Origin of the sequence: Fibrobacter sp. UWB15 (genome assembly GCF_900177705.1) — a bacterium.
Classification (GTDB): domain Bacteria; phylum Fibrobacterota; class Fibrobacteria; order Fibrobacterales; family Fibrobacteraceae; genus Fibrobacter.
On the sequence record NZ_FXBA01000006.1, the window covers coordinates 99570 to 126143 of the forward strand.

The window sequence follows — 26574 nt, forward strand, 5'->3', positions numbered from 1 at the left end:
GGAGTTGCCATACTATTGGAGATCTCTATGAGCTTATTTGACGCCTTTAAACCGAAGTGGCAAAATTCCAACCCCGAAAAGCGACTGGAAGCAATCGCTGAATTGGGTGCGGACAACCAGGATGTCCTGGAACGTATTGCCGAGTCCGATACCGATGCTTCTGTAAGGATTGCAGCCGTAAAGAAGTTGTCCATCATTGCTACTCTGAAAAAGATTTCAGAACGTGATTCCGACGAAGATGTGAAGCGCACGGCTAAGACTCGTTATTTGGAAGAAGTGGTCAAGAAACTTAAAACCGAGGCTCAACCGAGTGCCGAGGATCTCGCTTATCTGCAAGACCTTAAGGATACGCACTATGCCGAAGACTTGCTCAAGGGTGTGAACACCGCAGGTCTCGTTCGTGCCGAACTCGTAAAGATTTGTACCAAGCAGTCGGTCCTGGCCCTTGCCGCTAACCGCGACTTGGATGAAGACATCGCTATGTCCGCTGCACGCAAGGTGACCTCCGACTCCTTGCTCCAGGATATCGCAAAGAACTCCAGGCAGCCCGAAGTTCGTAAGGCTGCAAGTGAACGAATCCGTGCAAGAAAAGAAGCTGAAGACAACGGTAAGAAGGCGGCCGAACTCTTGGCAAGCAAGCGCGAAGCTCTTGTACAGCAAGCTCATTTCTTGGCTGCGCAGAAGGAACCCCTCTCTGTCAAGGCTCAGTTTGAATCTTTGATGGAAGAAGCCGCAAAGCTTGGCATGGGCGACAAGCAGGCGACGATTGACGAAGTCTATGCAAGCTTCAAGAAGTTCTGCGACGAAGCCGATGCCGCACGCATCGCTGCCGAAAAGGCCGAAGCCGAAAAGCAGGCAAAGATTGCCTCTCTCACGGCGGCTCTTGAAGAACTCGAAACATTGATTTCTGAAAACAAGGTGGCAGACAACGCCGAACGTGTGGATGCCATTCTCGCTGAATGTGCCGAAAGCAAGTCCCTGATGGATTCCGCTTGGACCAAGCGCTACAACAATGCCACCTTCAAGGTGCAGGATTTGCGTAAGGTTAAAGAAGTTGTGGTGGACGTGCCCGAAGCGACCGACGAATCGGTGCGACCGGAACTGCTGGAACGCCTTAAGGCCTTGGCTGATACCGACGTGAACGACATGACCAAGAAGCATTTGCACGCCATTGTGCGTGAATGGGAAAAGCTTCCGCTGTTGGAAGGCGAAGACCCGATGTTGCAGTCTTACAACGGACTTCGCAACACGCTCTCTAACAAGATCTCTGCATACGAAGAAGATTCCCAGAAGCGTTTCGAAGCCAATTCCGAAAAGCTCAAGGCTATTATCGAAAAGGTAAAGGCCCTCGACGAAAACGAAGATTTCCGTGACTTGAACAAGAAGGTTCGCGAATTCTACCAGCAGTGGAAAGAAATCGTGGGCGAAAACAAGTTCAAGTATCACGACTTGTGGCAGGAATACAAGGCGGCAACTGCACGTTTCCAGGAAATGCAACAGTGGGAAAACTGGCATAACGAAAAGGACCGCGATGACCTGCTCCTTGAAATGGATGCATTGACCAAGGAAGAAGGTAGCCAGGCTGTTCTTGCCAAGCTTAAAGACATTACGAATCGCTGGAAAGAAATCGGACCTATCTCTGCTGCCAAGCTGCAGGAATATCGCGACCACTTCCAGAGCAACTACGAAAAGATTAAGGAAAACTGCGCCGGCTTTATCGAAGAGATGAATGCGGAACGCCAGAAGAACTTGGCCGACAAGGAAGCCCTTTGCGTGAAGATTGAAGAACTTGTCAAGAACACGGAAATGTTCTGGAAGGACAAGTACAAGGCCATGCAGGAAATCCAGGAACAGTGGAAATCGATTGGCATGGTTCCCAAGGAAAATGTGGCAACCCTTGCTGAACGCTTTAAGGCGGCGACTGCTGCTTACTATGCTCAGCATAAAGAAAACCTGAAAGCCGAAGACGAAAACCGCGAAGCTAACTACGAAAAGAAGGTGGCGCTTTGCATGGAAGCTGAAGCCCTCAAGGAATCCAATGACTGGAATGTTACTTCGAACAAATTAAAACAGCTCCAAGAATCTTGGAAGGCCGTGGGTCCTGTGCCGAAGAGCAAGTCCGATGAAATCTGGAATCGCTTCCGTACCGCTTGCGACAGTTTCTTTGAAAAGAAACGCGCCCACTTTGAAGAAATGGATGCTTCGAAACAGAAGAATCTGGATGCCAAGAACGCTTTGTGTGAAAAGCTGGAAGCTATGGAAGCTGCCGGTCAGGGTTCTCTTGAAGAACTGAAGGCCGTGGAAGCAGAATGGAAGGCCGCAGGCATGGTTCCGAAGGAAGCGATTGAATCCATCAGCAACCGCTACAATACGGTTTACAACAAGATTCTCGAACGCCTCGCACACGCCGATTCGACCTTGGCTCAGGGTCTTGACGTAATCAAGGAAAAGAAGAATGCCATGATCGATAAGGTTCGCCAGTTTGCCGAAAGTGCAGGCTCTAACCAGCTTGCAGACGCGGTTCGTGAACTCCAGAAGGAATGGCGTGAACTTGGATTCTGCGGTATCGAAGATATGGATCTTTACAAGAAGTTCCGTGAAGCCTGCGATGACTTCTTTACCCGCCGCCGCGATCAGCTCGACATTCAGGAACAGGCTCGCCAGAACAACTTGCAGAAAAAGCTGTTGCTCTGCGAACAGGCCGAAGACTTGCTCACTGACTTGAACGAACAGACTGTCGGTGCCTCGATGAACAAGGTGAAGCACTTGCGTCGATTGTGGAAGGAAGTGGGTGCTGTGCCTCGCGAGCATTCCGAAAAGACCTGGCAGCGCTTCAATTCCGCTTGCGACAAGGTGTTTGCCTTTGGCCGCAAGGACAAGGAAGAAACTCCGGCTGCTGCAGCGGTTCCGGCAGAAGCATAATAGTTCTGAAGCCGGATTTCTGAATTCGGAATTATTATTGAATGTGAAATCATAATTAAAAAGAGGATAGCAATGTGCTGTTCTCTTTTTTTATGCGAACAATGAATTTTTTCTATTTTTAAATCTGAAATCTGAATTCTTAATTCTGAATTGAAAATGCAATTTCCTCCTTGGACAAGTATTGACGATGCCGCGCGCCTGCTCCACGATGGACAGGTGGTTGCGATTCCGACCGAGACTGTTTACGGCCTTGCGGGTAATGCTTATTTGCCGTCGGCCCTGGCGCAGATTTTTGCGATTAAGGAACGCCCGACTTTTGATCCGCTGATTGTTCACATTTGCGAAATTTCGCAGTTGGCTGATGTTGCCGAAAATATTCCCGATGCGGCGTATGCGTTGGCGAAGGCCTATTGGCCGGGCCCGATGACGATGATTCTACCCAAGAAGGAATGCATTCCGGATTTGTGTACCAGCGGGCTCCCGTCTGTAGCGGTGAGGTTTCCGAGCCACCCGGTGGCGCAAGAAATTATTTGGAAGGCCGGCGTGCCTCTTGCGGCTCCGAGTGCGAACTTGTTCAAGCATGTGAGCCCGACGACGGCGGAACATGTGGCTGCTCAGCTCGCCGACCGCGGCCTTGCGGGCATCGTGGATGGTGGCCCCTGCGACGTGGGCGTGGAAAGTACGATTGTGTCGCTGGTGGGCGAGCCGACGGTGCTTCGCCCGGGTGCTGTAACGCCCGAGATGATTGCAAAAGTCATCGGTGATGTGAAAATTAAGGAATCGACCTCTAAGCCGGGGCAAGCTATGCTAGCGCCGGGGCAGTGCGATACGCACTACCGCCCGCAGGTTCCGCTGCTCTATGGTGAAATTCCTGCTGGCTTTACGCTTCCGGAACACTGCGTGCGGATTGCCTTCGGCAATCACCCCGGCGTGATTCCTGCGACGTTGAATCTGTCGGAATCGGGCAATATGCTAGAGGCGACAGCCAAGCTGTACGCCTACATGCACGACTTGGACGACCCCAAGTACGACTTGATTCTGGTAGACCCGATTCCGAATGTCGGCGTCGGCATGGCCTTGAATGATCGCCTCAAAAGAGCGAGCATCAAGGTTTAGTCTTTTTTCTTCAGGATGTTTCTGAGTTCTTCTGCGGCGCGCTGCAAGTCGTCGTTGATGATGACGTATTCGTACTTGCCCTTTGTCTTTGCAAATTCCATTTCTTTCTTGGCGTTTGCAAGGCGGAGCTGAATCACTTCTTCGCTGTCGGTACCGCGTCCGCGAAGACGCTTTTCAAGTTCTTCTTCGCTCGGCGGCAAAATCAGAATGCCCGTAGCGTCGGGGTAGACCTTGTCAAAATTCACTTTGCCGAAAACGTCGAGGTCGAACAACACGCGGTTGCCTTCGGCGAGAGTATGCTCGACAAAGCTCTTGGGCGTACCGTAGTAATTGCCGTGGACTTCGTTCCATTCGATCAAGCCATCTTCCTTGATGAGCTTTTCGAATTCTTCTTTCGTCTTGAAGAAATAATGGACTCCGTCGACTTCGCCTTCGCGCGGTTTGCGGGTGGTTGCCGAAATAGAATACTTGATGTCCGGAAAATCCTTGATGACCAAATCCTTGAGGGTGGTCTTGCCTGCGCCGCTAGCGGCACTCATCACAAAAAGTTTGTTCTTCATAAAAACTTCCTACAGTCTACTTTCTACTTCTTATCTTCAATGTAAAGCGGACGCTGTTTGACTTCGTCGTAAATGCGACCGATATATTCACCCATGATGCCAATGGACATGAGCTGCACGCCGCTAAAGAAAACGATGGCGGTCATGAGGGATGCCCAGCCGGGAACCGTCGTGGCGGGGCTGAGAAATTTTTCGAGAATTGACCAAATCAACACGCCGAGGCCGACGACAGTCGCGAACAATCCCGCATAGAAACTGATTTTGAGCGGCGCAGAACTGAATCCGGTAATGCCGTCGAGGGCGAGGCGCACCATCTTCTTGAGTGGGTACTTGGAGGTGCCTGCGGTACGTTCGGCGCGGTCGTACTTGACGCCAATCTTCTTGAAACCGACCCAGCAGACGAGCCCGCGCAAGAATCGGCTGCGTTCAGGCAGGTTCGTGAGCTGGTTCACGACGCAGCGGTCCATGAGGCGGAAGTCGCCCGTGTCAGGCGGAATGTCGATGCTCGTGAGTTTGCCGATCAGGCGGTAGAAACAGAAGGCGGTAAAGCGCTTGAAAATGGTTTCGCCTTTGCGCTTGTTGCGTTGTGCGTAAACCACCTGGTAACCTTCGCGCCATTTTTCGAGCATTTCGTGAATCAGGCTTGGCGGATCCTGCAAGTCACCGTCAATGATTACCACGGCATCGCCGGTAGAATGATCGAGGCCTGCGCTGAAGGCGGCCTGGTGACCGAAATTGCGGCTGAAGTTGATAATCTTGTTGTTCGGATTCTGGGGCAAAAGCGATTCAACGATTTCGCGGGTCTTGTCCTTGGAACCATCGTTTACAAAGATGAGTTCGTGCTCGACATCCTTGAGTTCTTCTTCGAGAACGCGGTAGGTTTCGGCGACGATTTCTTCTTCGTTGAAAACAGGAATGATTACAGATAACAGCATAATCTACCTAGGGAATAAGCGCGGGGTTGATGATATCGACATGGTCGCAGTCCATATCTTCAAGGGAATTGGTCTTGATGGTAAGGGTTTGCTTGTTTTCGACGCTGACTTCGGCTGTTTTCAATTTGCCGAGACCGAAACGGCCACTATCGAAAAGGATGACCCCGTCTGCAATGATTTGCAGTTGGACTCCGTCACTGCAGAGCGATTCTTCGTCGAGACCAAAACCCATTTTGAAAGTCTTGAATTTACCTTCAAGATTGAAGGTGGTTTCAGAGGAAGCGTGCGTGCCAAAACCTTCGTTGTAGTATCTGCCGCCCACTTTGAAGGTGTTGCCTTCGAGCGAAGTATTCTTGTGGAGCTTACCCCAGGCCTGCTTGTGGCTCTCGTAGGGGAATTCTACAAGCGGCACTGCGCCGGTTGCCTTGTTGAAGTAGAACTTGGAAATGTCGGCCATGAGCTTGCCGTTTTCGCGGTTTTGCACCATGTATTGCACCTGGTTGTAGCCGGGCAACAAGCGGTCCTCTGCGATGTTTCCGCTGAAGCTCCCGTTGGTGTAGGGGGAGTGTACCAGGGTATCGCCGTTAAAGAGAATAGTGTAGTCCCACTGGTTTGCAATAGCTGCGGTTTCGTTCAAGTTGAATCGATAAAAGAGAGATTGCTTGGTGGAATCCTCGGAGAAATTATTCAATTCAAGGTCGCTTGCAGCAATGATTTTTTGCGGATTGAATTCCTTGCGGCCATTGAACTTCGCGATTTGCACCCAGTAGTTGTTGGTAATCAGAATGTTCTTGACGCCTTCCAAATCCATGTCGCGTTCAAACACGTCGCAGGTGGTGGCAATGCGATGCTCCACCGCCTTCTTGTGGTAGGTCTGGCTGTCCCAACAGTCGAGGCCGCGAATGTAATAGACTTCGCCTTGGTATTTGTCGATGAGTTTCTTGAGGTCAAGGGAACTCATTTGACGGGCGCGGTCATAATGGATAGAAGAAATGCCGTAACCGATAAAATGCCAGGGTCGACCGTAAATGAACAGGCGTTCCTTTTTCGGCTGTTCCTTGAGCCAACTCAGAATCTCGTATTCTTCGATGGTCAAGTGGTTGCGGTTGTACATGATGTTCTTGTTGAAGTCTTCCTTATAGTGGAAGGTCCAACCGGTAAAGATAAGGCCTGCAATGAGCGTAATCAGGGCGGCGGTCATCGCATTCTGCTTGGCGTCTTTGCCGCTCATGGAATCAATCAGCAGCTTTACCAAGTGGGTTACCGGGAGGGCGCCAACAAAAGCCATCGACGGCAACATGACCAAACTGTAACGCTGGTTGATTTGGATGCTAAAATCGCCCGAGACGTTTTCGAGAATCACGTAAGTCTGAATGTGGTACAGAAGCAAGAAGGCGAGAATTTCGAGGTAGAAGTATTCCTTCTTCTTGGCGCCCCAAATGGCGCGGGCCACCAGGTAAATGGCACCGATGATGAACAGGTAATTAAAGTAAGTGAGGAACGGGTTTTCTAGTTCGCCGTTCTTGGTGAGCGGCTTGGTCATTTCGGTCCAGTTTCGGCTGAGGTCTTCTAGGAAGTGGCCGTGGGCCTCGAATTCTCCACCCTGGAAACCAAAGCCCTGGAAGTAGCTGATGGTCAAAAGTGCCGGGACCGAGAACAGAGAAAGCGTCACAAAAAAGGTGGGAGCCTTGGCGCTCTTGCTGTCCAAAAGTTTGGGGAGGGCGAACAAGATGAAGGCGAATAGGCAAAAGGCGGTTTCTTGGCGGGTCTGTGCGAAGAAGGCAAGCGAGAGGGCCAACAATGCCCAATGCTTTAGGGTGTTGCGGTCGTAGGCCCACTTGAAAATCAGCAGCGAAAGGGCAGAAAGGAAAATGTAGAGTGGTTCCACCGACATGGCGCGGAACTGGAACAAGACCGTAGGTTGTAATGCCGTAAGGAGTGCTGCAAAGAAGGCTAGGAGCGGCATCCTTGTCCAGGCGACAATCGCGAGGAACATGAGCAATACCGCGAGCGGGAGCATCAGGAGTTCCATATGGAAAATCCAGTGCAGGTCGTTACCTAAGAGCGGCATGCCCAGCAGGTACAAGAACGCGAGACCTTTAGTCTTGAAACTATTAGACTTACCGACGCAATTCAGTTTGCCGTTATCGAAGTATCCCTGGTTGCAGGTGCCCGATTCCTGGTTGTAATACATGTTCTGGGCAACCGACATGAACACGCTTTCGTCGCTTTGCACGCGGTGGCGGGCCTCGATCTGGGTGCCGGCGAAAATCGTAATCGCGGCGGTAAAGGCGAGCATCAAAATGGAAATCTTCTTTTCGGGGAGAATTCCCTTGATCCATTCCCTGAAATCCTTATGCAGGAGCGCAAAAATGGCAATGGCTGCAATCAGCTGAATAATAAATAGCGGGAGCGGCAGGTACAGGTCAAGATTCTTGATGGTATCTTTGTGCCCGATATTGGGACCCAGGTAAATCAGGAACGGAATTGCAATTGATACGACAAGGCCGATAATGGTTCCCGGATGGGCGAGATTCTTCAAAAGTCCAATAATGAAAGCTTTCATTTTATAAATATAAATAATGAAGGCGCCCAAGGGCGCCTAGTTCGTTTGGAATTATTCCGATTTCATTTTTGTGTGAGCATTACTTCTTCTTTTTGCTCTTTTTGCTGGACTTCTTCGAAGATTTCTTGGAAGACTTCTTGGACTTCTTCGAGGACTTCTTGGTGGTCTTCTTTGCGACAGGTTTGGGTTCCGGGGCTACTTCGGGTTCGGGCTCCGGTTCGGGTTCTGCGACGGCTTCAGGTTCAGCGGGGGCTTCTGCGGCGATTTCTTCGGCCGGGGTTTCTTCTGCTGCAGGGGCGCTTGTAGAGTCTTCGGTTGTTTCAGAAGGAGTTTCTTCGGAAGCGCCATAGCCGTAACCGTAATCGGTTTCGGAGGTGGTTGCCGTTGTATCGGGTTCAGAAGAGTCATAAGCTCCGCCGGAGTAGTCGAAACCGGAGGTTTCCTGGGTTTCTTCTTGCTTTTCTTCGGTGGATTCGGTCGAGAAGGCAGAAGCGTCGTAAGTGGGTTCTTCGGCCTTCTTCGGGGTGCTTTCGCCGCCGAGGTTGAAGCCCTTGGAGAGCACGATGCCTACGCGGCCAGAAGAAACACGGTACTTGGTGTCGAGGCTCTTGAAGGACTTGAGTACCGAAGTATAGTCGTAAATGACTTCGACGCCGATGTCGAAAGGAACGATGACGCCAAGGCCGCCGGACACGGTGTAGTTAAACGGCTTTTCCCACCAGTTTCCGTTGGTGGCGAGAGGTACCTGGGCACCGACTCTGGCGACGAGGTACGGGGAAACTTTGTACTTGAACTTCAGGGGGTCGTAGGTGATGACGCCCCAAATCGGGAGCATGGCCGGAGTGATAATGGTGCTTCCCTTTTGCTGGGCAGACTTCACGCCGAGACCGAAACCGTAGCGGATAGGAATTTCGGGAGTGAACAAAACTTCGGAACCGCCCATGTACTGCAAGTCGGAATCCATCTTTTTGTCAGAATCTTTTCCCGCATGATCTGTATTGATATTGACTTTAGTGGGGAAAAGGAGTTCGAAGAAGGGACGGATTTCAAGGGCGTTGGCCGTTCCAACAAGACCTGCCAAGGTGATGAAGCAAAATTTGTAAATATTTTTTAGCATTTTAAGATACCTTTGTTTTTCCTGTCCCAAAAATAGTTATTAAATGGCCTTTTATTCTTGGAGATTTGGTAAAACATTTTTCACTCTTTTTCGTTAATTATAAGGAGATTATAAGGTGTTTTCTGTCAGCCTGCCTTGTGAGGGTGGTAAAAAAAAACTAAATTTGGGGCGCTTAATTCTAAAGAGAGGTTAAAAAAGTGCAAGACGCGTTGGTTACAAAAGCGGCTGACAACATTCGAATCCTTTCCGCTGCCATGGTGCAGAAGGCAAAGTCCGGACACCCGGGTGGAGCCATGGGCGCAGCAGACGCCATTACGCTCCTCTATTCGGAATTTCTCCGTTTTGACCCCGAAAATCCCTACTGGGAAGCCCGCGACCGCTTCTTTATGGATCCGGGCCACATGTCCGCGCTCCTGTACGGCGAACTTGCCATGCTCGGCAACCTCTCGATGGATGACCTCAAGAATTTCCGCCAGCTCGGCTCCCGCACTCCGGGTCACCCCGAAGTGGATGTCGCCCTCGGCATCGAAAACTCCTCGGGTCCGCTCGGTATCGGTCATGCCGTAGCCCTCGGTAATGCGATTGCCGAACGCTTCATGGTCGAACGCTTTGGCGACATTTTGCAGCACAAGGTCGTATGCCTCGTGTCTGACGGTGGCCTTGAAGAAGAAATCGCTTACGGCGTGGGCCGTATTGCCGGTCACCTCAAGCTTTCGAACCTCATTTTCTTCTACGATGCCAACCAGGTGCAGCTCTCTTGCAAGGTTGAAGACGTGATGAGCCACGACTTGGCTGGTCAGTACGAAGCATGGGGCTTCCGCGTGATTGACGTGGCAGACGGTCACAACATTGCAGAACTCCGCAAGGCTTTCAAGGCCGCTTGGGCCGAAACCGAAAAGCCGACCATCATCATCGGTCACACCACCATGGCGAAGGGAGCCATCGCCGAAGACGGCAAGAGCTTCGAAGGTGCCGTTTCTACTCACGGTCAGCCGCTGAACGCCGCTGGCGCCTCTACCGACGCAACGGTGAAGAACCTCGGCGGTGATCCGGCCGATGCATTCAAGATTTTTGACGACGTGAAGGCTGGTTTCGAAGCACGCAAGGAAGAACTCCGCAAGCAGGTCGCCGAATGGAAGAAGGCAAAGGCCGCTTGGGATGCCAAGAACCCGGAAAAGGCTGCCTCCCTCAAGGAATGGCTCTCGGGCAAGGCTCCGAAGATCGACCTTTCTGGCCTCGAACTCAAGGAAGGTGTCGCTACTCGCGTGACTTCCGGTACCGTGCTCGGCTACCTCGCCGAAAACGTGAAGAACTGCATCTGCAGCTCCGCTGACCTTTCCAACTCCGACAACACCCAGGCCTTCCTCAACAAGACCGGCATCTTCCGCGCAGGCGACTTCAAGGGCGCCTTTGTTCAGGTGGGCGTTGCCGAACTGACCATGGGCGCCATCTGCTGCGGTATCGCGCTGCACGGCGGCCTCTATCCGATTTGTGCTACATTCTTCGTGTTCAGCGACTTCATGAAGCCGGCGATCCGTATGGCTGCCCTCATGAAACTCCCGGTCAAGTTCATGTACACGCATGACAGCTTCCGCGTGGGCGAAGACGGCCCGACGCATCAGCCGATTGAACACGAAACCCAGATCCGTTTGCTCGAAGGCTTGAAGCGCGAAGACGGCAAGTCCGAAATGCTGGTGCTCCGTCCGGCCGACGCTTTCGAAACCGTGACCGCCTGGGAAATGGCTTTTGAAAACAACGATCGCCCGACAGCGATTATCCTTACCCGCCAGAATGTGAAGACGCTCCCCGGTGACAAACGCTACGAAGCTTCCAAGGCTTGCCGCAAGGGAGCCTACATCGTGAGCGACAATTGTGGTTCCGCACGCCCGGACCTGACCTTCGTGTCTAATGGTTCCGACGTGCTCCTGACTCACGACGCCGCCGAAATCCTCCGTGGCGAAGGCCTCAAGGTCCGCGTGGTCTCCATGATCAGCCCGGCCCTCTTCATGGCTCAGGACAAGGCTTACCGCGATTCCATCATCGTTCCTTGGACTCCGGTGTTTGCAAAGTCCAGCGGCCTTCCGCTTCTGTTCGCCCAGGTCGTGGGTGGCTTCGGCAAGGTCTCCGGTCTCGAACGCTTTGGCGCCTCTGCTCCGGCAGGCGTGCTCGAGAAGGAATTCGGTTACACTCCGGAAGCCGTCGTGGCCGCTGCGAAGGAATACCTCGCTGAATTCAAGGCAAATGTCGCTGAATTCAAGAAGTTCAACTAGGGTTCAAGATGATTTGCCCATTCTGCAAGAAAGATAACGACAAAGTGGTGGACAGCCGCGTGAGCGGTTCGTCTATCCGTCGCCGTCGTGAATGCTGCGAATGTGGCCGTCGTTTTACCACCCGCGAGTACATCGAAGTGCAGCCGCTGACCGTGATTAAGCGCAGCGGCGAGCATGAACCGTTCCAGCGTGAAAAGCTTTTGCGCGGGATTATGAACTCGTGCAAGAAACGTCCTGTTTCAGTAGCTGAAATTGAACAGTTGGCGACTAACGTGGAAAACGCGTTGACTCTCTCTGAAAATGCCGAAGTCAGTTACGAACAGATTGGCAACTTGGTGATGCAGGAGCTCAAGAAACTGGATCCGGTGGCTTACGTACGTTTTGCATCGATTTACCGCGAATTCAAGGAAGTCGGCGAATTCGTGGACCAAATCAAGAGCATGGACAAGTAGTCGGAAGTAAGAAGTGTGGAGTGTGAAATGAGAAATTCTACATTTCACATTTGTAATCTGAAACCTTGTTTATGAATTTTGTCGAAAAATTAGATGCGGCTTTTAATAAGCGCGCTCCGTTGTTCGAAACGACGGAGGCTTTTCGCATTGTGAACGGGGCGCCGGACGGTTTCCCCGGCATGACGCTAGACAAGTTCGGTGACCGTTACCAGATTCAATTTTTCGGTGATGAACTGCTCCGCGAAAAATATGCCGTCGTCGCTGCCGTAGCAGAAAAGTTCGCACCGGTTTGCCTCGTTGTAAAGGAACGCCTTTCGCGTTCCGGCAAGTCACTGGAGAATCCGCCGATGGAAGTGGCGGTGGGGCGCGCGGAAGATTCTGTAGGTGTTGTCCGCGAAGGTACGGCAAAGTTCCACATCGATTTGCTCGATACGGTGAATCCGGGGCTGTTTCTGGATATGCGCCACATTCGCCTGGAAATGGGCGAGCGCGCGGCCGATCGCCGTATGCTCAACTTGTTCAGCTACACTTGCGCCTTCTCGGTGCACGGCCGCTTGGGCGGTGCAGAGATTTCGACGAACGCCGACATCAGCGCGAAGATTTTGGACAAGGGCCGCGAAAACTACGCGCTTAACGGCCTCGAACCCAAGCAGGGCGAATTCTTCAGAGGCAATGCCGTTGAATACGTTCACTGGGCGCAAAAGAAAGGCCTCAAGTTCGATGCCATCGTGCTCGACCCGCCGAGCTTTGCTCGCTTCAAGGGCAAGAACTTTAACGTGCGCGAACACCTGATGCCGCTGGTGGCCGATTGCGCCACGCTTCTCAACAAGGGTGGCCTATTTATGGTGAGTTCCAACTACAGCGAATTTAATTTGTCTAAATTCTCGCGCGATGCGCTCGCTGCGGTGGCGTCTGTTCACTCGAGCGCCAAAACACTTTGGAACAAGTCGCAGGATGTCGATTTCGTAGGATCTGGCTACACCAAAGACAGCTGCCTTGTGGCAACACTGATTGAAGTGTAATTATTCTGCTGAAAACTACTTCGCCGCGACAGTGAAAAGCCCACTGCGCGGGATGTGAACCTTCCAAGTGAGCCATTTCATTTGCTTGTCGTTGACCATGAGGTAGGGGTCTACGAGCGCAACGCTCTTGGTGCCAGAAAAATCCATGGCGGTGCCGGCGTTGTCGTCGAAATTCTTGCCCTTGCTGAACACCTGATAGAACAGCGGCTGGCCGAAGGTCACCATGATTTCGGGTTGAATGAAGGCTAGTTCCTTGGCGAGCATCTTGCGGAGTAGCGCTTCCAAAAGCGGCGCGAGCGGGCGTTCGGTAGACTTGAAAAAGTACGTGATGCCGATGTCGTTCTGATTGATGCTTAAGCTTGCGAAAAGGCGCGAAAGCATTTCGCCAACGGGTGTTCCGAAGAAGGCGTCGGTGCTTGTTGTAGAAATGTTTGCGGCCTCGGCCATTTTAATGGCGGGGAGCAGGAAAAGCAATTTCGGCTTCGCGGGGCCTACGTAGCGGGCGAGGGCCGCTTCCTTGGCGTACATGGCTTCGCCCTTGATGGATTCGTAGAATGCGTCAAGGGTCTCGGCAGATTCAAAGGCGTGGGCACTGCGCTTGACAGTGCGTGCGGTCGGCATGTTGGCTGCCGGAATGGCGTTTGCCTTGGCATCGACGGCGCCGAAGAGCGAAGGTGCAAATCCGGTGGTGTCCGGAATCGGGGCCTGCGCAGAATCTGCGGGTGCGCTGGATGCGCCGGGTGCCGGGCTGTTCGGGAATTGGGGCGGCAGGTTGCGCGGTACTGGGCGAGCTGTGGCCGGAGTCGGCGGAACGGGGTGTGCTGCAGGTGGTACTGCGGGAGCCGGGCGAGCGGCGGGCGCACCAGGAACAGCGGGCTTGCGCGTGAGCGTCCACGGCTCGTCTAACAAGAGTTCAGCTTCGCCCAGGTCGATTTGTCCTGAAAGGTAGTTGCGCAGTTCGCTAAAGTCAAATTCGTCAGCCATTCAGGCGCTCCAGGCAAAAGTTCAAAATCGTCTCGGCCAAATCGACCTTCTCGCCCATGGCGAGCGGTGGAACGGCCTTGCCACGCTCCACCAGGGCGAAGCGTACGCAGTCGCGGCCAAAGCCGGAATCGGCTGCCACGGGCGCATTTAACAGAAGTGCGTCGGCGCCGCTCTTTTCAAGTTTTTCTGCGGCATGTTCTTCGAAGTGGTCAGTTTCAAGCGCGAATCCGACAATTACCTGCTTATGCGCGGCGGTTCCCGATGTGGAATCGGTGCGAGCCTTGCGGGCGGCGGTGCAGTCGCGGAGAATGTTCGGATTCGGTACAAGTTCAATCGAGAGCTGGCTGCGGCTATCCTTGATTTTTTCGTCAGCGGCGTGGGCGGGGCGGTAGTCCGCTACCGCCGCGCAATGCACGACGGCGTCCGCAGAATCTAACCGTTCCATCACGGCGTCGTGCATGTCCCGGGCGCTTTTCACGCGGGTCACTTTCACGCCGCCCGGGAACGCCGCTTCCATCGGGCCTGCGACCACTTCGACTTCGAAGCCGTTGGCGTAGAACACCGAGGCTAGTGCCACCGCAGTCTTGCCGCTACTGCGATTGCTAATGTAGCGTACCGGGTCAATCGCTTCTTCGGTACGGCCTGCGGTTAAAAGCACCTTCTTGCCGTAGCCGGGAAGGCTTGCGTCTTGTGTCGGCGGAACATCGACAGCGACAGGAACAGCCGGCACGGGGGTTTTAGGGGCCGAGCCCCTAGGCGATGGGGTAGCGGAAGCCGCGCAGGCGGCTGCAGCGAGGGGCAGGCTTGCCCCTTCCAACCACTTCACGATTTCTGCAGGTTCCATTAGGCGACCTTGTCCGACTTCACCACAGGCGAGTTCACCCGCAGGCGATTCCAGCACGGTCGTGTCTTCAAAGCCGCGCAAAATCTCGAAGTTGCGCTTTACCGCCGGCGAATTGTACATCGCCACATTCATCGCGGGCGCAATCACGCGCGGGCACGTGCAGCTCATAAAGCAAAGGCTCACCGGATCGTCGGCGATACCGCAGGCGAATTTCCCGATGATGTTCGCGGTCGCGGGCACCACCAAATAGAGGTCGGCCCAGCGCGGAAAATCAATATGCTGGAAAGGGCGCGCCTCGACGGCGCCGTTCTTCAGGTATACGGGGCACTTGCTAAGGCTTGCGAAAGTCAGCGGTGCCACGAATTCGGTTGCCGCGTCAGTCATGCACACGCGTACTTCTGCGCCCTTCTTTTGCAACAAGCGCAACAGCTCGCAGCTCTTGTACACGGCAATGCCGCCCGAGACTCCGAGAAGAATTTTCTTTCCAGCGAGGTTCATGCTCCCTAAGATAGAAATTTCAAAACCCGTTCCGTAACCCAATCGCTAATCCGCTTCAATATCCAGGCTGCAAGCGTGATGGCGACCGTGGTGCAGGCGAGCAGGGCTAAGTTTTTCCACTCGGTAAAGTCCCAGTGCATTTTGTCAAAGATTTTGATGAAGGCGGTTTGAACCCAGACGATTCCTACATGCTGCACGAGGAATACGCAGTACGAGAGAGGGACTAGTATTTGAATGGACTTGCTCATCGCTTTGAATTGTAGCACGTGCGGGGCGATGTAGAAAGCTACAGCGAATAGGGCGTATGCGGCAATAGTTCCTAAAAGATCTGCCTTGAATCGGCCGGGAATGTCGACGAAAGAAAGTCCAAGGAATAAAAGGGCGCCTGTTAGGGCGATGCGCCAGTCCTTTAGGCGTTCCAGATTTTGGACGAGCAAGAACCCGATGCAGAATTTTAAGGCGAGTGTGGCGGGAAGGCCGCTGAATAGCTCGTCGTATTTTGCAGGAATCAGGAACTGTAAACCGTAGAGTAGTGTGAGCACAAGTAGCGTTAGTACTGGACGTTTCGAATAACAGCGCGCCAGTAGCGGGTACAGCAAATAAAGCAGTACAATTGCGCCTACAAACCAGTCTCCGCAAAAGACGTATGAAGTTATTCCAAAGCATTTAACGTAACCGTCAAAACCCACAAGCGTGAACAGGAGTGAAAAGGGATTGCCTAAAAAGAAGGGGTTTCCGTTGCTCAACAGGTGGCGAATCATTGTCAGGGGAATGTAAAGGCTTAGAATCCAAAAAGGCGGATAGATTGATCTTGCGCGTCTGAGGTAAAAATCCTTTAGAGAGCCGTTGCTTTTGCCTATTACACCGTGTTTTTTATAAAGTATTCCGCCAGAAATTGCAATGAAAATGGTAACGGCGAGGTTTCCAAATTCGTAATTGACGGTCTTGTACAAAAGATTAAAGCAGGGGAGTCCTGCTGCCGTATATTCGCGCCCGAAATGGAACGTGATTACGAATAACATTGCAAGAATGCGTAGAACATCTAATTCCTGAATCCTATTTCCCATATAGACAAAATACAAAAATGTGTGATGACAAATACCACAAAAAACTCCCGTGGTTTTATCCACGGGAGTTTTTTAAGCTTTATGCTTTGAACAACAGAAGCGAATTAAGCTTCGGCTTCAGCGTCAGCCTTCTTCTTGGAAGACTTCTTCTTCGGGGCGGTAGCTTCACCGATGGTGGTGCCAGATTCGCCCGGCTTGTGAGAGTCCATCCAAGCCTTGAGCTCGGCGGATTCACGGTTCTTGAAGTAGTCAACCACAGAGAGGAAGATCTTACGGTTGTTCTGATCGATTTCGGTCACGACAGCCGGAACTTCGTCGCCAACCTTGAATGCATCGGCCGGAACCTTGATGTATTCAGCGGTGAGCTTGGAGACCGGGATGAAGCCTTCGATACCGTCGTTGAGTTCAACCACGACGCCGCGGTCGAGCATGCGAACGATCTTGCCCTTCACTTCGCTGTTCACCGGGTAGGTGGAATCGATGGTGTCCCACGGATCTTCGGTGAGGTGCTTCATGGAGAGGGAAATACGACGCTTTTCCTTATCGACAGCGAGCACGACGCATTCAACCTTGTCACCCTTCTTGACCATTTCGTTCGGGTGAGTGATCTTCTTGGTCCAGGACATGTCGGAAACGTGGATGAGGCCATCAACACCTTCCTTGATTTCGACGAAGGCGCCGAAGGAAGCGATGTTGCGGATTTCACCAACCACGCGGGCACCCGGCGGAAGTTCGGTTTCGATAGAATCCCACGGATCGGATTCGAGCTGCTTCATGCCGAGAGAGATACGTTCTGCATCTTCTTCAACCTTGAGCACGACAGCTTCGACTTCCTGACCGACGGTGAGGATCTTGGACGGGTGCTTGACATGCTGAGTCCAGGACATTTCGGAAACGTGGATGAGGCCTTCGACGCCGCTATCCAGTTCAACGAATGCACCGTAATCGGTAATGGAAACAACCTTACCCTTAACGATAGCGCCTTCCGGATAACGTTCGGCGATGTCCTTCCACGGATGCGGCTTAAGCTGCTTCATGCCGAGAGAGATGCGTTCCTTCTTGTCGTTGAAGTCGAGAACCATGACTTCGACTTCCTGGCCGAGCTGGAGCATTTCGGTCGGGTGGTTGATGCGCTTGTAGCTCATGTCGGTGATGTGGAGGAGGCCGTCTACGCCGCCGAGGTCAATGAATGCACCGAAGTCGGTGATGTTCTTGACGATACCCTTGCGGACCTGACCCTTTTCGAGGGTTTCGAGCACGTCGCCACGCTGCTTGTTGCGTTCTTCTTCGAGAACGACGCGGCGAGACACGACGATGTTCCTGCGAGCCTTGTTGACCTTGATAACCTTGAGGTCGTATTCCTGACCGATGAGGGCGTTGATGTCCGGGATCTGACGGAGGTCGATCTGGGAACCCGGGAGGAAGGCGTCGATGCCGAACAGGTCGACAACCACACCGCCCTTGATACGCTTCGTGAGCGTACCACGCACGACTTCGTTGTTTTCGAATGCAGCGTGGATGCGATCCCACACGCGAACGAAGTCGGCCTTCTGCTTGCTGAGGATGAGACGTCCGTCTTCATCTTCGAGCTTTTCGACAAACACTTCGATTTCGGAACCGATTTCGAGGGAGTCCGTGTCCTTGAATTCAGCACGGTCAATGACACCTTCTGACTTGTAGTTCACGTCGATCAAGACTTCCTGGTCGTTCACCTGGCTAATCTTACCGGTGACGAGCTTGCCCTGTTCGAGGCAATCCATGCCGGCATAAACGTCAGCGTTAGCCTTACGGAAGTCGGGGCTGCATTCGCCCTGAGCGGCGAGGATTTCAGCGAGATCTTCTGCGGTACCGAATTTGAGATTTTGAGACATATTGTTTAGTTGGGTTGTGGAACAAAGGATTCAGGCTACGCCACTACACCTACGTAGTCGAGAATCTTTTGAACCTGTTGTTGGATTGAGATGTGTGTAGTGTCAATTTCAATAGCGTCGTCCGCTTTCTTTAACGGGGCGTTTGCGCGGGAGGAGTCCAAGCGGTCGCGTTCGACCAGGTTGTTGAGGACTTCTTCGAGCGTCACCTTTTCTCCCTTTTCGAGGAGTTCCTTGTAGCGGCGTTCGGCGCGGACCTTCACGTCCGTCACCATGAAAAACTTGTACTTCGCATCGGGGAAGACGACCGTACCGATGTCGCGGCCATCCAGAATGCAACTCTGCTTCTTGCCGATTTCGCGCTGCTGCTTGGTCATGGCGGCGCGGACCGACGGGAGTGCGCAGTAAATGCTCACGTTGCTCGACACCTTCATGCCGCGGATTTCACTTTCGCGGCAGACACCGTTGATGAGGATGTGGTTTTCGGAATCGAACCCGAGGGTCAGGTTTTCGAGCAATTTGTCCATCGCGGGGCCTTCTTCGGCAGCAAGTCCTGCATCGAGGGCTGCAAGCGTCACGGCGCGGTACATGGCGCCTGTATCCAAATAAGTGATGCCGAGGGTCTTTGCCACGATTTTTGCGGTGGTACTTTTACCGGTACCCGAACCGCCATCGAGGGCGATAACAAAATTTTCTGAATTACTCATGAGTGGGGCTAAAATTAGAAACTTGAAGCCCCGTCGTCAATCATATATCTCGTAAAAGTAGTAGGTTACAAGGCCGTTTCTGTTATCCCAATAGGCCAAAGTGTAGCCGTCCTTGTAGACCGTCAACTCGTCGTCGTCCTGGTAGAAGTTGAAATAACTTCCGTATACGTCGTCGTAGCCTTCAGTATACTCCGATTCCAGGTAGTAATAGCGGTCGCCATCAAGATTCAGGGAGGCCAAACCGTCGCTGTCGATTCTGAGACCTACGACCATGGCGGGACTTAAAACGCGGATAGGGCCGCAGTCATAAGCGCCGAATGCGTCGGCACGGCAGTCCTGCACGTAATAATAGTGGAAGTGCCTGTTAAAGCGGTATCCGTCTGCGGCAGGGTCCGGGCCCAGGTCGCAAGCGGTAAAGCTAAACAAGACTGCAGGCAATACTGCAAAAAACGACGCTTTGAGGAGCGCCGTTTTAGCAAAAGATTTAAGAGAGAATTTCATTTGCCCCATTACGGATTTTCGTAGTCGCCGCCGTAGATTTCTTCTTCGGCAGCTTCGGTGTTTTCGTCCTGGTAAGCTTCCGGAGCCTGAAGGTCGCGGGTGCTGCCGTACTTGCGCTTTTCTTCGTCGGTCAGCTTGTTGGAATAGACGATTTCTTCCTGTTCCTGGTTGGCTTCTTCCTCTTCTTCCTGCAAGATCTTCTGACCCTGTTCAATGCGGCGCTTGATGCGTTCGTCTTCCATCTGCTTCAGGTTCGTGCCGACCTTGGCCTGTTCTTCGGACATCACGTAGCGTTCGTTCGCTTCGTCCATGGCGGCCTTGATGCCAATCAGACGACCGCGGCTATCAACTTCGAGACCGGCCCTGCGCAGGGTGGAAAGAGGCAGACGGCGAGCAGCAGTCTTGTACTCGTCCTTGAATTCGTAGCCGTCGGAAGTGGCAATGGCGTCAGCTTCACTGGGGGTCACGTATTCAAGAGCTTCTTGCCAGCGGGCGCCCTGCACGCAAGAGGTAAAACCCACGAGCGCGTTATCCAGAGCCTCGGGGTCATTAGACCTAGAACCTGCACAGCCGGTCAGAACCAGCGCTGCCAAAGAAAAATAAGCCAAGAATTTTTTCATAGGATTAAACCTCCGAAAAATATAATTTCCATATAAATATAAACATTTTTTGATAAAGTTACAGAAAATGGCCAAAAAATTTCAATTTATGAGTCATTTCTTGCTATCATTTATGCTGATGAACGAAATTTCCGACATTTGCCGCATAAGAAAAGACGATAGAGAGTTTATTCTAATTGGTACTGCCCATATTTCTCAGGCCTCCAAGGATCTGGTCAGGGCAACAATTGAGGCGGAATCCCCCGATACGGTTTGTGTTGAATTGGACGAAGGCCGCCTGAATTCCATCAAGGATCCTGACCGCTGGAAAAAGACTGACCTGAAACAGGTCATCAAGAAAAAACAACTGGCTACGTTGATCGCAAACCTGGTGTTGGGGTCTTACCAAAAGCGTATGGGTGCTCAGACGGGGGTCAAGCCGGGTTCCGAACTTAAAGAAGCTGTCAATGTTGCTGCTGAAAAGAACGCCGAACTGGTACTTGCCGACCGCGACATCAAGATTACCTTGAGGCGTACATGGGCATGCACTCCCTGGTACCGTAAACTGAGCCTTTTGGGCGGACTCATCGCAAGTATTTTTGACAAGACCGAAGTCAGCGAAGAAGACTTGGCTAAAATCAAGCAGCAAGATGCCTTGAGCGCCATGATGCAGGATTTCGGAAAGTCTTTCCCCGAAGTCAAACAGGTGCTGATCGACGAACGCGACCAGTTCCTTGCGAGCAAAATCAGGAATGCTCCGGGCAAAAAGATTGTAGCAGTCGTCGGTGCCGGTCACATGAACGGTATCGCAAAGATTATTGAAGAAAACCGAGAACTCCCGAGCGAAGAATCCATTAGCGTGATTCCGAAGAGTGCTCCGATTTGGAAGATTATTGGCTGGGTCATTCCTATTGCAATCATCGCAAGTATTATTGCCGTGGGCGTGCATACGGGTGCCGAAAAGGCGGGCGAACTCAGCCTGCAGTGGGCGATGCTCACCGGCGGTGGAGCCATGCTCGGTACCATCATTGCTGGCGGTCATCCGCTGACAGTTCTGGTGGCGCTTATCGCGGCTCCGTTTACGGGGCTTACACCGCTGATTGGTGTCGGGTTCTTTACGGCGCTGACGCAGGTCTACATGCGCCCGCCGCGCGTGTCCGAAATGGAAACGTTGACTGACGATATCTGGCAGGTCAAGCGCTGGTGGAAAAACCGCGTGACTCGCGTAATCCTCTGCTTCTTGTGCCCGGGAATCCCCGCCATTATCGGAAAGATTCTCGCCATATTCAAGATTTACCAGGCGTTTTAATTAAGCGCTTTAAGGTAATCGAACCAGTCGAAATCGGGTGTGATTTGCACCGCTTGAATGCCGCAATTTTTTGCGGCATTTACGTTATCGATGTTGTCGTCGAGGAAGATTGTGTCCGAGGTTATGTCGCCTGACACCTCTGTGCCGCGGACAGCGCCGATTGTTTTGGTGACGTATTCAAAAATTTTTGCGCTGGGTTTTTCGAGGTGCAGGTCCTGGCTTAAGAACACTTGGTTGAAAAAATCTTCGCAACGGTTTCCGCCCGCGTTGAACCAATGGTCTAGGCAGTATTGCCAATGAAGGTCGTTGGTGTTGCTCAGCAGGTAAACGTTGGCTTTTTGCTTGAGTGCTTTGATGGCGTTCAGCTTTCGTTCGGGAATGCCGATGCAAATGCTGTTCCAGGCGAGTGCGACTTGTTCGGGAGTCGTACCCGGATTACACTTGGCAGCAACGAGTCTGCAAAATTCATCGGTCGCAAAATGCCCGAGCTGGTAACGGTGCATCAAGTCGGCGGTTTCACCTTTATCGAAGCGGAGTTCACTTTGGGTGAGCCCGAGTGCGGCAAAGCCGTCTAGGGCCTTTTGCATGTTGATGTCGAGGATGACTCCGCCTAAATCGAAGATGATGTTCTTGAAATGCATTTTAAAAAAATGTAGAAAATAAACACAGGTTGCCCATCCTGGCGCACGCGCCAACCTTACGGCTCAGCCATGGTCATACAAGTATGACCGCGGCATTCGCCTTATTAGGTTGTGGCCGACGCTTTTGTTATCTTGCCGTTTGTATTTTATCTAACGATGGAATATCTGTCTCGCTACAAATAAATAAAATACCCATTAGATAATTTCTAATGGGCGTTGTTGTAAATAAAGTAATAATTCTGTGAAAATTATTCTGCGAAGAGCGCAGTAGAAAGGTAACGGTCGCCGGTATCCGGGAGGAGTGCGACAATCGTCTTGCCCTTGTTTTCCGGGCGCTTCGCGAGTTCCTTGGCGGCCCAGAGGGCGGCACCAGAAGAAATGCCAACGAGTACGCCTTCCTTCTTGCCGATTTCACGGCCGGCTTCGAAGGCGGCTTCGTTTTCGACAGCGATCACTTCGTCGTACACCTTGGTGTTCAAGGTTTCAGGAATAAAGCCTGCGCCGATGCCTTGGATCTTGTGGGCGCCAGCAGTACCCTTGGAGAGCACCGGAGAGCTAGCCGGTTCGACTGCGATAATCTTCACGTTCGGGTTCTTGGACTTGAGGTATTCGCCTACGCCGGTTACCGTACCACCGGTACCGACACCGGCCACAAAAATATCGACCTTACCGTCGGTGTCTTCCCAAATTTCAGGACCGGTGGTAGCCTTGTGGGCGGCTGGTTTGGCCGGGTTCACGAACTGGCCCGGAATAAAGCTGTTCGGAATTTCCTTGGCGAGTTCATCGGCTTTTTCAATAGCGCCCTTCATGCCCTTGGCGCCTTCGGTCAGTACGAGTTCTGCGCCGTAGGCTTTCATGATTTGGCGGCGTTCTACGCTCATGGTTTCGGGCATCACGATGATGATGCGGTAGCCACGTGCTGCAGCGACAGATGCAAGGCCGATCCCGGTGTTACCCGAAGTCGGTTCGATAATCACGGAGCCGGCTTTGAGCTTGCCGCTCTTTTCAGCGTCATCGAGCATGGCTTTTGCCACGCGGTCCTTCACGGAGCCGGCGGGGTTAAAGTATTCGAGCTTGGCAAGAATCTTGGCTCCGAGACCTTCTTCGATATGGGTGAGTTCGAGGAGCGGGGTGTGACCAATGAGCTGGTCGGCGGAGGTGTAGATTTTAGACATGGTTTTAATCCTTATCTTTGAATTGTTTTTCCTGTTAAAATTTACAAAGCTAACGTCAAAATGTCCTTGATTGCGGTTGCATCTAAAGGCACATAATGCCCGACATTGCCGTTTCTTACGGCTCTTGCGGCCATGACATCAAAATCCTTGTTGTCGATTTTCAGTTCTGCCAGGGTTGTTGCGAGGTGCAGTTTCTTGAAGAAAGCCGAAAGCTTTTCGGACAAAATATAAGCGCGTTCTGTTTCGCTGTAGTTGAAAGAATCTACACCGAAAACCCTACTTGCCAGAAGCGCGAGCCTCCAGGGCTTTTTCTCGGCCATGTACTTGGTCCAAGCAACCGTCACCACCGCCATGCCTTCGCCGTGAGTGATGTTGTACTGCGCCGAAAGTTCATGCTCGATTCGGTGCGAACCCCAGTCCGCGCGGCGACCTGCGTCCAGGAATCCGCCGTGAGCCACACTGGCGAGCCACTGGATTTCACCACGGGCATTCACGTCCTTTTGGTTTGCCAAGAGCTTGTCCGCATTCACGAGCAATGCGCGAATCGCGCCTTCAATCAGGTAGTCCGTCGTGTCGGAATTTTTCTCGTCAGAGAAATAGCGTTCCAGCAAGTGAGAAAGTACGTCCGCGATTCCCACGAAAGTCTGGTATGCCGGCAGGCCCACTGTGTATTTCGGGTTCATAATGGCAAATTTCGGAATGATCCGGTCATCTTCAAAGCCGAGTTTCCATTCACCGCTCGAAAGGATTGCCGCGTTCGAAGTCTCGGAACCACTCGAGGCTGTCGTTGCAATCACGCCAATCGGCAAAACTTGCTTGGGCGAGATGCCTTTTTCAAAGAAATCCCACACGTCGCCATCGTACGGAATGCCGAGTGCCACTGCCTTTGCCGTATCAATCGAACTTCCGCCACCGACCGCGAGCACAAAGTCCACCTGGTTTTCCTTGCCCTGCTTCACGAGTTCGCGCACCAGGTCAATGGAAGGGTTCGGAACCACATTCCCGTTTTCGGAAAAACGAATTCCGAGTTCCTTGACTGCGTCCTTGATCACGTCATAAATGCCGAGCGTCTTGATAAAGTCTCCGCTGTAAACAAGCTGGAGCGACTTCACGCCGTACGCAGCCAAAAGTTCACGCAGCTTTCCTTCGCTGTGCTCGCCAAAAACAATTTTTGCAGGATTATAATATTCGAAGTCAATCATTTAATACTCTCCGTTTTCGCCAATGCGGCGTTCAAAAAAGAATCCAGTCCGATGAACGTTTCCTAATGGTGAAAACGCGCTCGGAACTGGAAACTCAATGCAAACAATTAAATTGCGGCAAAACCGTTTTCAAGGTCGGCGATAATGTCTTCGTAATGTTCCGTACCGATAGACACGCGGATCGTTGCCGGGGTAATTTCGGCGGCGGCCAATTCTTCCGGAGAAAGTTCGGCGTGCGTGGTGGTGTACGGGTGAATCACGAGGCTCTTCACGTCGGCAACGTTTGCAAGCAGGCTGAAAATTTTCAAGTTGTCAATGAACTTGAAGGCTTCTTCCTGACCGCCCTTGATGTCGAAGGTGAAAATGGAACCGCCGCCATTCGGGAAGTACTTCTTGTAAAGTTCGTGGTCCGGATGGTTCGGGAGGCTCGGATGGCTCACGCGGGTAACCTTCGGATGCTTGGTGAGGAACTCGATAACCTTCTTGGTGTTTTCCACATGGCGATCCAGGCGGAGAGAAAGCGTTTCGACACCCTGCAACAGGAGGAATGCGTTGAACGGAGAAATTGCAGCACCTTCGTCGCGGAGGAGAATCGTGCGAACGTAGATCACGTAAGCAGCGGCGCCCGTCGCGGTGAAAGGAATTCCGTAGCTCGGGTTCACTTCGGTGAACTGCGGGAACTTGCCGGATGCAGCCCAGTCGAACTTGCCACCATCCACGATGATGCCGCCGAGAGTCGTGCCATGGCCACCGATGAACTTAGTGGCAGAATGCACCACGATGTCGGCACCGTGTTCAAGCGGACGAATCAGATACGGAGTACCGAAGGTATTGTCGATCACCAGAGGAATCTTGTTCTTGTGGGCGATTTCGGAAATTGCTTCGATATCCGGGATGTCGGAATGCGGGTTGCCGAGCGTTTCGATAAAGATGAGCTTCGTGTTGCTCTTGACAGCAGCTTCGACACTCTTGAGGTCGTGGGTGTCAACGAAAGTCGTTTCGATACCGAAGTCGCGGAGCGTGTGCTGCAGCAGGTTGAAGGTACCGCCGTAAACCGTACGCTGTGCAACCACGTGGTCACCCTTGCGGGCGAGAGCCGTAATGGCGTAGGTAATGGCAGCTGCACCGGAAGCGACGGCGAGAGCGGCAACACCACCTTCGAGGGCAGCGATACGTTCTTCGAGCACGCCCTGCGTAGAGTTGTTGATACGGCCATAGACGTTACCGGCGTCCTTCAGGGCGAAACGGTCGGCGGCATGCTGAGCGCTATGGAACACGTAGGAAGTGGTCTGGTAGATGGGAACTGCGCGAGAATCGGTTGTGGGATCTGCATGTTCCTGGCCAACGTGAACCTGGAGAGTTTCGAAATGGAGCTTGTTCTGTGTAGTCATTGTATAAATTCCTTTTTTGATTGTTGTCCGCGGTGGGACGTTAAATGGTTTGTTGTTTTTTATGCCTGGCTTTTCCAGGACGGTTCAGTTCTGTTACACATTCGACAACTCATAGGCTATCCTACCTTTGCGACTCTTCCTCGCGTGTCATTCCGGTTTTGGTTCGGAACGAATTTTTTTTGTTAATTGCTTTGAACGGCTAATCCGTTCGACAGGTGGTAAATTAGAACTTTAACCCCACCAAATCAATAGGAAAATAAAGCAGTATGCAAGAAAAATGCTTACATTTTTCTTACTAATAGCTTTAGACTATAACTGGTGTTCGAAAAAAAGCGGTTTAAACGCTATAAACCGCAATTCCAGTTCTTTCCGCCAGGAATTTTGCCCTTGGCTTTGGGACTGTTGCGTAAAAACTGGTCCAGCTTGACTCCGTCCAGGTAATCCTTGATCATGGAATGGAGCTCTTTCCATACCGGGAGCGTAATGCAGATGTTGGCGCGTTCGCAGGTGTTTTCCTTTTCGTCAAGGCAGGCGACGGGCGAAACGGATGTTTCTACAACCGAAAGGATTTGCCATACGCTACATTGGGCGGGATCGCAGTTGAGCCTGTAACCGCCGGCTTTGCCGCGGGCGCCCGTAAGCAGTTTGCCGCGAACGAGCGAACCTAAAATGCCTTCAAGGTATTTTTCAGAAATTTGCTGTCTTTCGGCAAGTTCCTGTAATTTCACGTATTCGTCCTTGCTGTGTTGAGCAAGGTCAATCATGACGCGCAGTGCATAGCGGCCTTTGGTAGAAATTCTCATAATAATGCCTTATTTTCTTAAATAA

General features: G+C 52.2%; 22 protein-coding genes. 6 read left to right on the forward strand and 16 right to left on the reverse strand.

All coding sequences use genetic code 11. The features are described from left to right. Nucleotides 1-27 precede the first annotated feature (27 nt). Both B9Y58_RS09930 and B9Y58_RS09935 read left to right on the forward strand, forming a co-directional pair. Entirely contained in the window at nucleotides 28-2922 is a 2895-nt protein-coding gene (locus B9Y58_RS09930) for a DUF349 domain-containing protein (RefSeq protein WP_085534917.1), read from the forward strand. 156 nt (nucleotides 2923-3078) lie between these two features. Continuing rightward, nucleotides 3079-4038, forward strand: a complete 960-nt coding sequence (locus tag B9Y58_RS09935) for an L-threonylcarbamoyladenylate synthase (protein WP_073056094.1) — start codon at nucleotides 3079-3081, stop codon at nucleotides 4036-4038. Here B9Y58_RS09935 and gmk read toward each other — a convergent pair. The 4 genes from gmk to B9Y58_RS09955 all read right to left on the reverse strand — a co-directional run bounded on the left by gmk (nucleotide 4035) and on the right by B9Y58_RS09955 (nucleotide 9180). Further along, nucleotides 4035-4598, reverse strand: coding sequence for a guanylate kinase (gene gmk / locus B9Y58_RS09940; RefSeq protein ID WP_072800505.1), 564 nt, complete (start codon nucleotides 4596-4598; stop codon nucleotides 4035-4037). The two genes, B9Y58_RS09935 and gmk, sit on opposite strands and share 4 nt — an antisense overlap. A gap of 23 nt (nucleotides 4599-4621) precedes the next feature. Continuing rightward, a complete protein-coding gene (locus B9Y58_RS09945) occupies nucleotides 4622-5533 on the reverse strand; it encodes a glycosyltransferase family 2 protein (protein WP_073055969.1) in 912 nt (303 codons plus the stop codon). Nucleotides 5534-5540: 7 nt separating this feature from the next. Continuing rightward, nucleotides 5541-8099 carry an NPCBM/NEW2 domain-containing protein gene (locus B9Y58_RS09950; RefSeq protein WP_073055970.1) on the reverse strand — a complete coding sequence of 853 codons (2559 nt, stop codon included), beginning with the start codon at nucleotides 8097-8099 and terminating at the stop codon, nucleotides 5541-5543. A 79-nt stretch (nucleotides 8100-8178) separates the two neighbouring features. Further along, complete coding sequence (locus tag B9Y58_RS09955) at nucleotides 8179-9180, reverse strand: hypothetical protein (protein WP_143154672.1); 1002 nt, start codon at nucleotides 9178-9180, stop codon at nucleotides 8179-8181. A 233-nt stretch (nucleotides 9181-9413) separates the two neighbouring features. Between B9Y58_RS09955 and B9Y58_RS09960 the strand changes: the two genes are divergently transcribed. The 3 genes from B9Y58_RS09960 (at nucleotide 9414) to B9Y58_RS09970 (ending at nucleotide 12960) form a co-directional block, all read left to right on the forward strand. Beyond that, complete coding sequence (locus B9Y58_RS09960; RefSeq protein ID WP_073055972.1) at nucleotides 9414-11486, forward strand: transketolase family protein; 2073 nt, start codon at nucleotides 9414-9416, stop codon at nucleotides 11484-11486. An 8-nt stretch (nucleotides 11487-11494) separates the two neighbouring features. Further along, on the forward strand, nucleotides 11495-11938 hold the full coding sequence (gene nrdR / locus B9Y58_RS09965) for a transcriptional regulator NrdR (RefSeq protein ID WP_073055973.1): 444 nt from the start codon (nucleotides 11495-11497) through the stop codon (nucleotides 11936-11938). Between the two features lie 71 nt (nucleotides 11939-12009). Beyond that, nucleotides 12010-12960, forward strand: a complete 951-nt coding sequence (locus B9Y58_RS09970) for a class I SAM-dependent rRNA methyltransferase (RefSeq protein WP_073055974.1) — start codon at nucleotides 12010-12012, stop codon at nucleotides 12958-12960. A 15-nt stretch (nucleotides 12961-12975) separates the two neighbouring features. On the opposite strand, the gene B9Y58_RS09975 is transcribed toward B9Y58_RS09970, so the two are convergent. From B9Y58_RS09975 to B9Y58_RS10005, 7 genes are all read right to left on the reverse strand, one after another. Then, nucleotides 12976-13944 carry a hypothetical protein gene (locus B9Y58_RS09975; RefSeq protein WP_073055975.1) on the reverse strand — a complete coding sequence of 323 codons (969 nt, stop codon included), beginning with the start codon at nucleotides 13942-13944 and terminating at the stop codon, nucleotides 12976-12978. Further along, a complete protein-coding gene (locus B9Y58_RS09980) occupies nucleotides 13937-15286 on the reverse strand; it encodes a bifunctional phosphopantothenoylcysteine decarboxylase/phosphopantothenate synthase (protein ID WP_073055976.1) in 1350 nt (449 codons plus the stop codon). The genes B9Y58_RS09975 and B9Y58_RS09980 overlap by 8 nt, the downstream gene beginning before the upstream one ends. A 5-nt stretch (nucleotides 15287-15291) precedes the next feature. Further along, complete coding sequence (locus tag B9Y58_RS09985) at nucleotides 15292-16353, reverse strand: acyltransferase family protein (RefSeq protein ID WP_073055977.1); 1062 nt, start codon at nucleotides 16351-16353, stop codon at nucleotides 15292-15294. Between the two features lie 104 nt (nucleotides 16354-16457). Next, nucleotides 16458-18224, reverse strand: a complete 1767-nt coding sequence (gene rpsA, locus B9Y58_RS09990; RefSeq protein ID WP_073055978.1) for a 30S ribosomal protein S1 — start codon at nucleotides 18222-18224, stop codon at nucleotides 16458-16460. A 35-nt stretch (nucleotides 18225-18259) separates the two neighbouring features. Further along, nucleotides 18260-18928: a (d)CMP kinase gene (gene cmk / locus B9Y58_RS09995; protein ID WP_073055980.1), complete on the reverse strand. Its 669-nt coding sequence runs from the start codon at nucleotides 18926-18928 to the stop codon at nucleotides 18260-18262. Nucleotides 18929-18964: 36 nt separating this feature from the next. Then, a complete protein-coding gene (locus tag B9Y58_RS10000) occupies nucleotides 18965-19429 on the reverse strand; it encodes a hypothetical protein (protein ID WP_143154674.1) in 465 nt (154 codons plus the stop codon). An 8-nt stretch (nucleotides 19430-19437) separates the two neighbouring features. Then, nucleotides 19438-20049 carry a hypothetical protein gene (locus tag B9Y58_RS10005; protein WP_073055984.1) on the reverse strand — a complete coding sequence of 204 codons (612 nt, stop codon included), beginning with the start codon at nucleotides 20047-20049 and terminating at the stop codon, nucleotides 19438-19440. Nucleotides 20050-20167: 118 nt separating this feature from the next. Between B9Y58_RS10005 and B9Y58_RS10010 the strand changes: the two genes are divergently transcribed. Continuing rightward, on the forward strand, nucleotides 20168-21337 hold the full coding sequence (locus tag B9Y58_RS10010; protein ID WP_073056096.1) for a TraB/GumN family protein: 1170 nt from the start codon (nucleotides 20168-20170) through the stop codon (nucleotides 21335-21337). On the opposite strand, the gene B9Y58_RS10015 is transcribed toward B9Y58_RS10010, so the two are convergent. The 5 genes from B9Y58_RS10015 to B9Y58_RS10035 form a co-directional block, all read right to left on the reverse strand. Continuing rightward, the gene (locus tag B9Y58_RS10015; protein WP_073055985.1) at nucleotides 21334-21978 is read right to left on the reverse strand and encodes an HAD family hydrolase; all 645 of its coding nucleotides are present in this window, start codon (nucleotides 21976-21978) and stop codon (nucleotides 21334-21336) included. The two genes, B9Y58_RS10010 and B9Y58_RS10015, sit on opposite strands and share 4 nt — an antisense overlap. A 248-nt stretch (nucleotides 21979-22226) precedes the next feature. After that, a complete protein-coding gene (cysK, locus tag B9Y58_RS10020) occupies nucleotides 22227-23153 on the reverse strand; it encodes a cysteine synthase A (RefSeq protein ID WP_085534919.1) in 927 nt (308 codons plus the stop codon). A gap of 41 nt (nucleotides 23154-23194) precedes the next feature. Beyond that, nucleotides 23195-24355 (reverse strand): iron-containing alcohol dehydrogenase, encoded by a 1161-nt coding sequence (locus B9Y58_RS10025; RefSeq protein WP_073055989.1) that lies wholly within the window; start codon nucleotides 24353-24355, stop codon nucleotides 23195-23197. 107 nt (nucleotides 24356-24462) lie between these two features. Next, nucleotides 24463-25746: an O-acetylhomoserine aminocarboxypropyltransferase/cysteine synthase family protein gene (locus B9Y58_RS10030; RefSeq protein ID WP_073055991.1), complete on the reverse strand. Its 1284-nt coding sequence runs from the start codon at nucleotides 25744-25746 to the stop codon at nucleotides 24463-24465. A 344-nt stretch (nucleotides 25747-26090) separates the two neighbouring features. Beyond that, nucleotides 26091-26549 (reverse strand): RrF2 family transcriptional regulator, encoded by a 459-nt coding sequence (locus B9Y58_RS10035; protein WP_073055993.1) that lies wholly within the window; start codon nucleotides 26547-26549, stop codon nucleotides 26091-26093. Nucleotides 26550-26574 lie beyond the last annotated feature (25 nt).

Bases quoted from the DNA above. Each gene is read 5' to 3' on its own strand.
- B9Y58_RS09930 (WP_085534917.1), top strand. From the start codon at position 28: ATGAGCTTATTTGACGCCTTTAAACCGAAGTGGCAAAATTCCAACCCC.
- B9Y58_RS09935 (WP_073056094.1), top strand. From the start codon at position 3,079: ATGCAATTTCCTCCTTGGACAAGTATTGACGATGCCGCGCGCCTGCTC.
- gmk (WP_072800505.1), bottom strand. From the start codon at position 4,598: ATGAAGAACAAACTTTTTGTGATGAGTGCCGCTAGCGGCGCAGGCAAG.
- B9Y58_RS09945 (WP_073055969.1), bottom strand. From the start codon at position 5,533: ATGCTGTTATCTGTAATCATTCCTGTTTTCAACGAAGAAGAAATCGTC.
- B9Y58_RS09950 (WP_073055970.1), bottom strand. From the start codon at position 8,099: ATGAAAGCTTTCATTATTGGACTTTTGAAGAATCTCGCCCATCCGGGA.
- nrdR (WP_073055973.1), top strand. From the start codon at position 11,495: ATGATTTGCCCATTCTGCAAGAAAGATAACGACAAAGTGGTGGACAGC.
- B9Y58_RS09970 (WP_073055974.1), top strand. From the start codon at position 12,010: ATGAATTTTGTCGAAAAATTAGATGCGGCTTTTAATAAGCGCGCTCCG.
- B9Y58_RS09975 (WP_073055975.1), bottom strand. From the start codon at position 13,944: ATGGCTGACGAATTTGACTTTAGCGAACTGCGCAACTACCTTTCAGGA.
- B9Y58_RS09980 (WP_073055976.1), bottom strand. From the start codon at position 15,286: ATGAACCTCGCTGGAAAGAAAATTCTTCTCGGAGTCTCGGGCGGCATT.
- B9Y58_RS09985 (WP_073055977.1), bottom strand. From the start codon at position 16,353: ATGGGAAATAGGATTCAGGAATTAGATGTTCTACGCATTCTTGCAATG.
- rpsA (WP_073055978.1), bottom strand. From the start codon at position 18,224: ATGTCTCAAAATCTCAAATTCGGTACCGCAGAAGATCTCGCTGAAATC.
- cmk (WP_073055980.1), bottom strand. From the start codon at position 18,928: ATGAGTAATTCAGAAAATTTTGTTATCGCCCTCGATGGCGGTTCGGGT.
- B9Y58_RS10000 (WP_143154674.1), bottom strand. From the start codon at position 19,429: ATGAAATTCTCTCTTAAATCTTTTGCTAAAACGGCGCTCCTCAAAGCG.
- B9Y58_RS10005 (WP_073055984.1), bottom strand. From the start codon at position 20,049: ATGAAAAAATTCTTGGCTTATTTTTCTTTGGCAGCGCTGGTTCTGACC.
- B9Y58_RS10010 (WP_073056096.1), top strand. From the start codon at position 20,168: ATGAACGAAATTTCCGACATTTGCCGCATAAGAAAAGACGATAGAGAG.
- B9Y58_RS10015 (WP_073055985.1), bottom strand. From the start codon at position 21,978: ATGCATTTCAAGAACATCATCTTCGATTTAGGCGGAGTCATCCTCGAC.
- cysK (WP_085534919.1), bottom strand. From the start codon at position 23,153: ATGTCTAAAATCTACACCTCCGCCGACCAGCTCATTGGTCACACCCCG.
- B9Y58_RS10025 (WP_073055989.1), bottom strand. From the start codon at position 24,355: ATGATTGACTTCGAATATTATAATCCTGCAAAAATTGTTTTTGGCGAG.
- B9Y58_RS10030 (WP_073055991.1), bottom strand. From the start codon at position 25,746: ATGACTACACAGAACAAGCTCCATTTCGAAACTCTCCAGGTTCACGTT.
- B9Y58_RS10035 (WP_073055993.1), bottom strand. From the start codon at position 26,549: ATGAGAATTTCTACCAAAGGCCGCTATGCACTGCGCGTCATGATTGAC.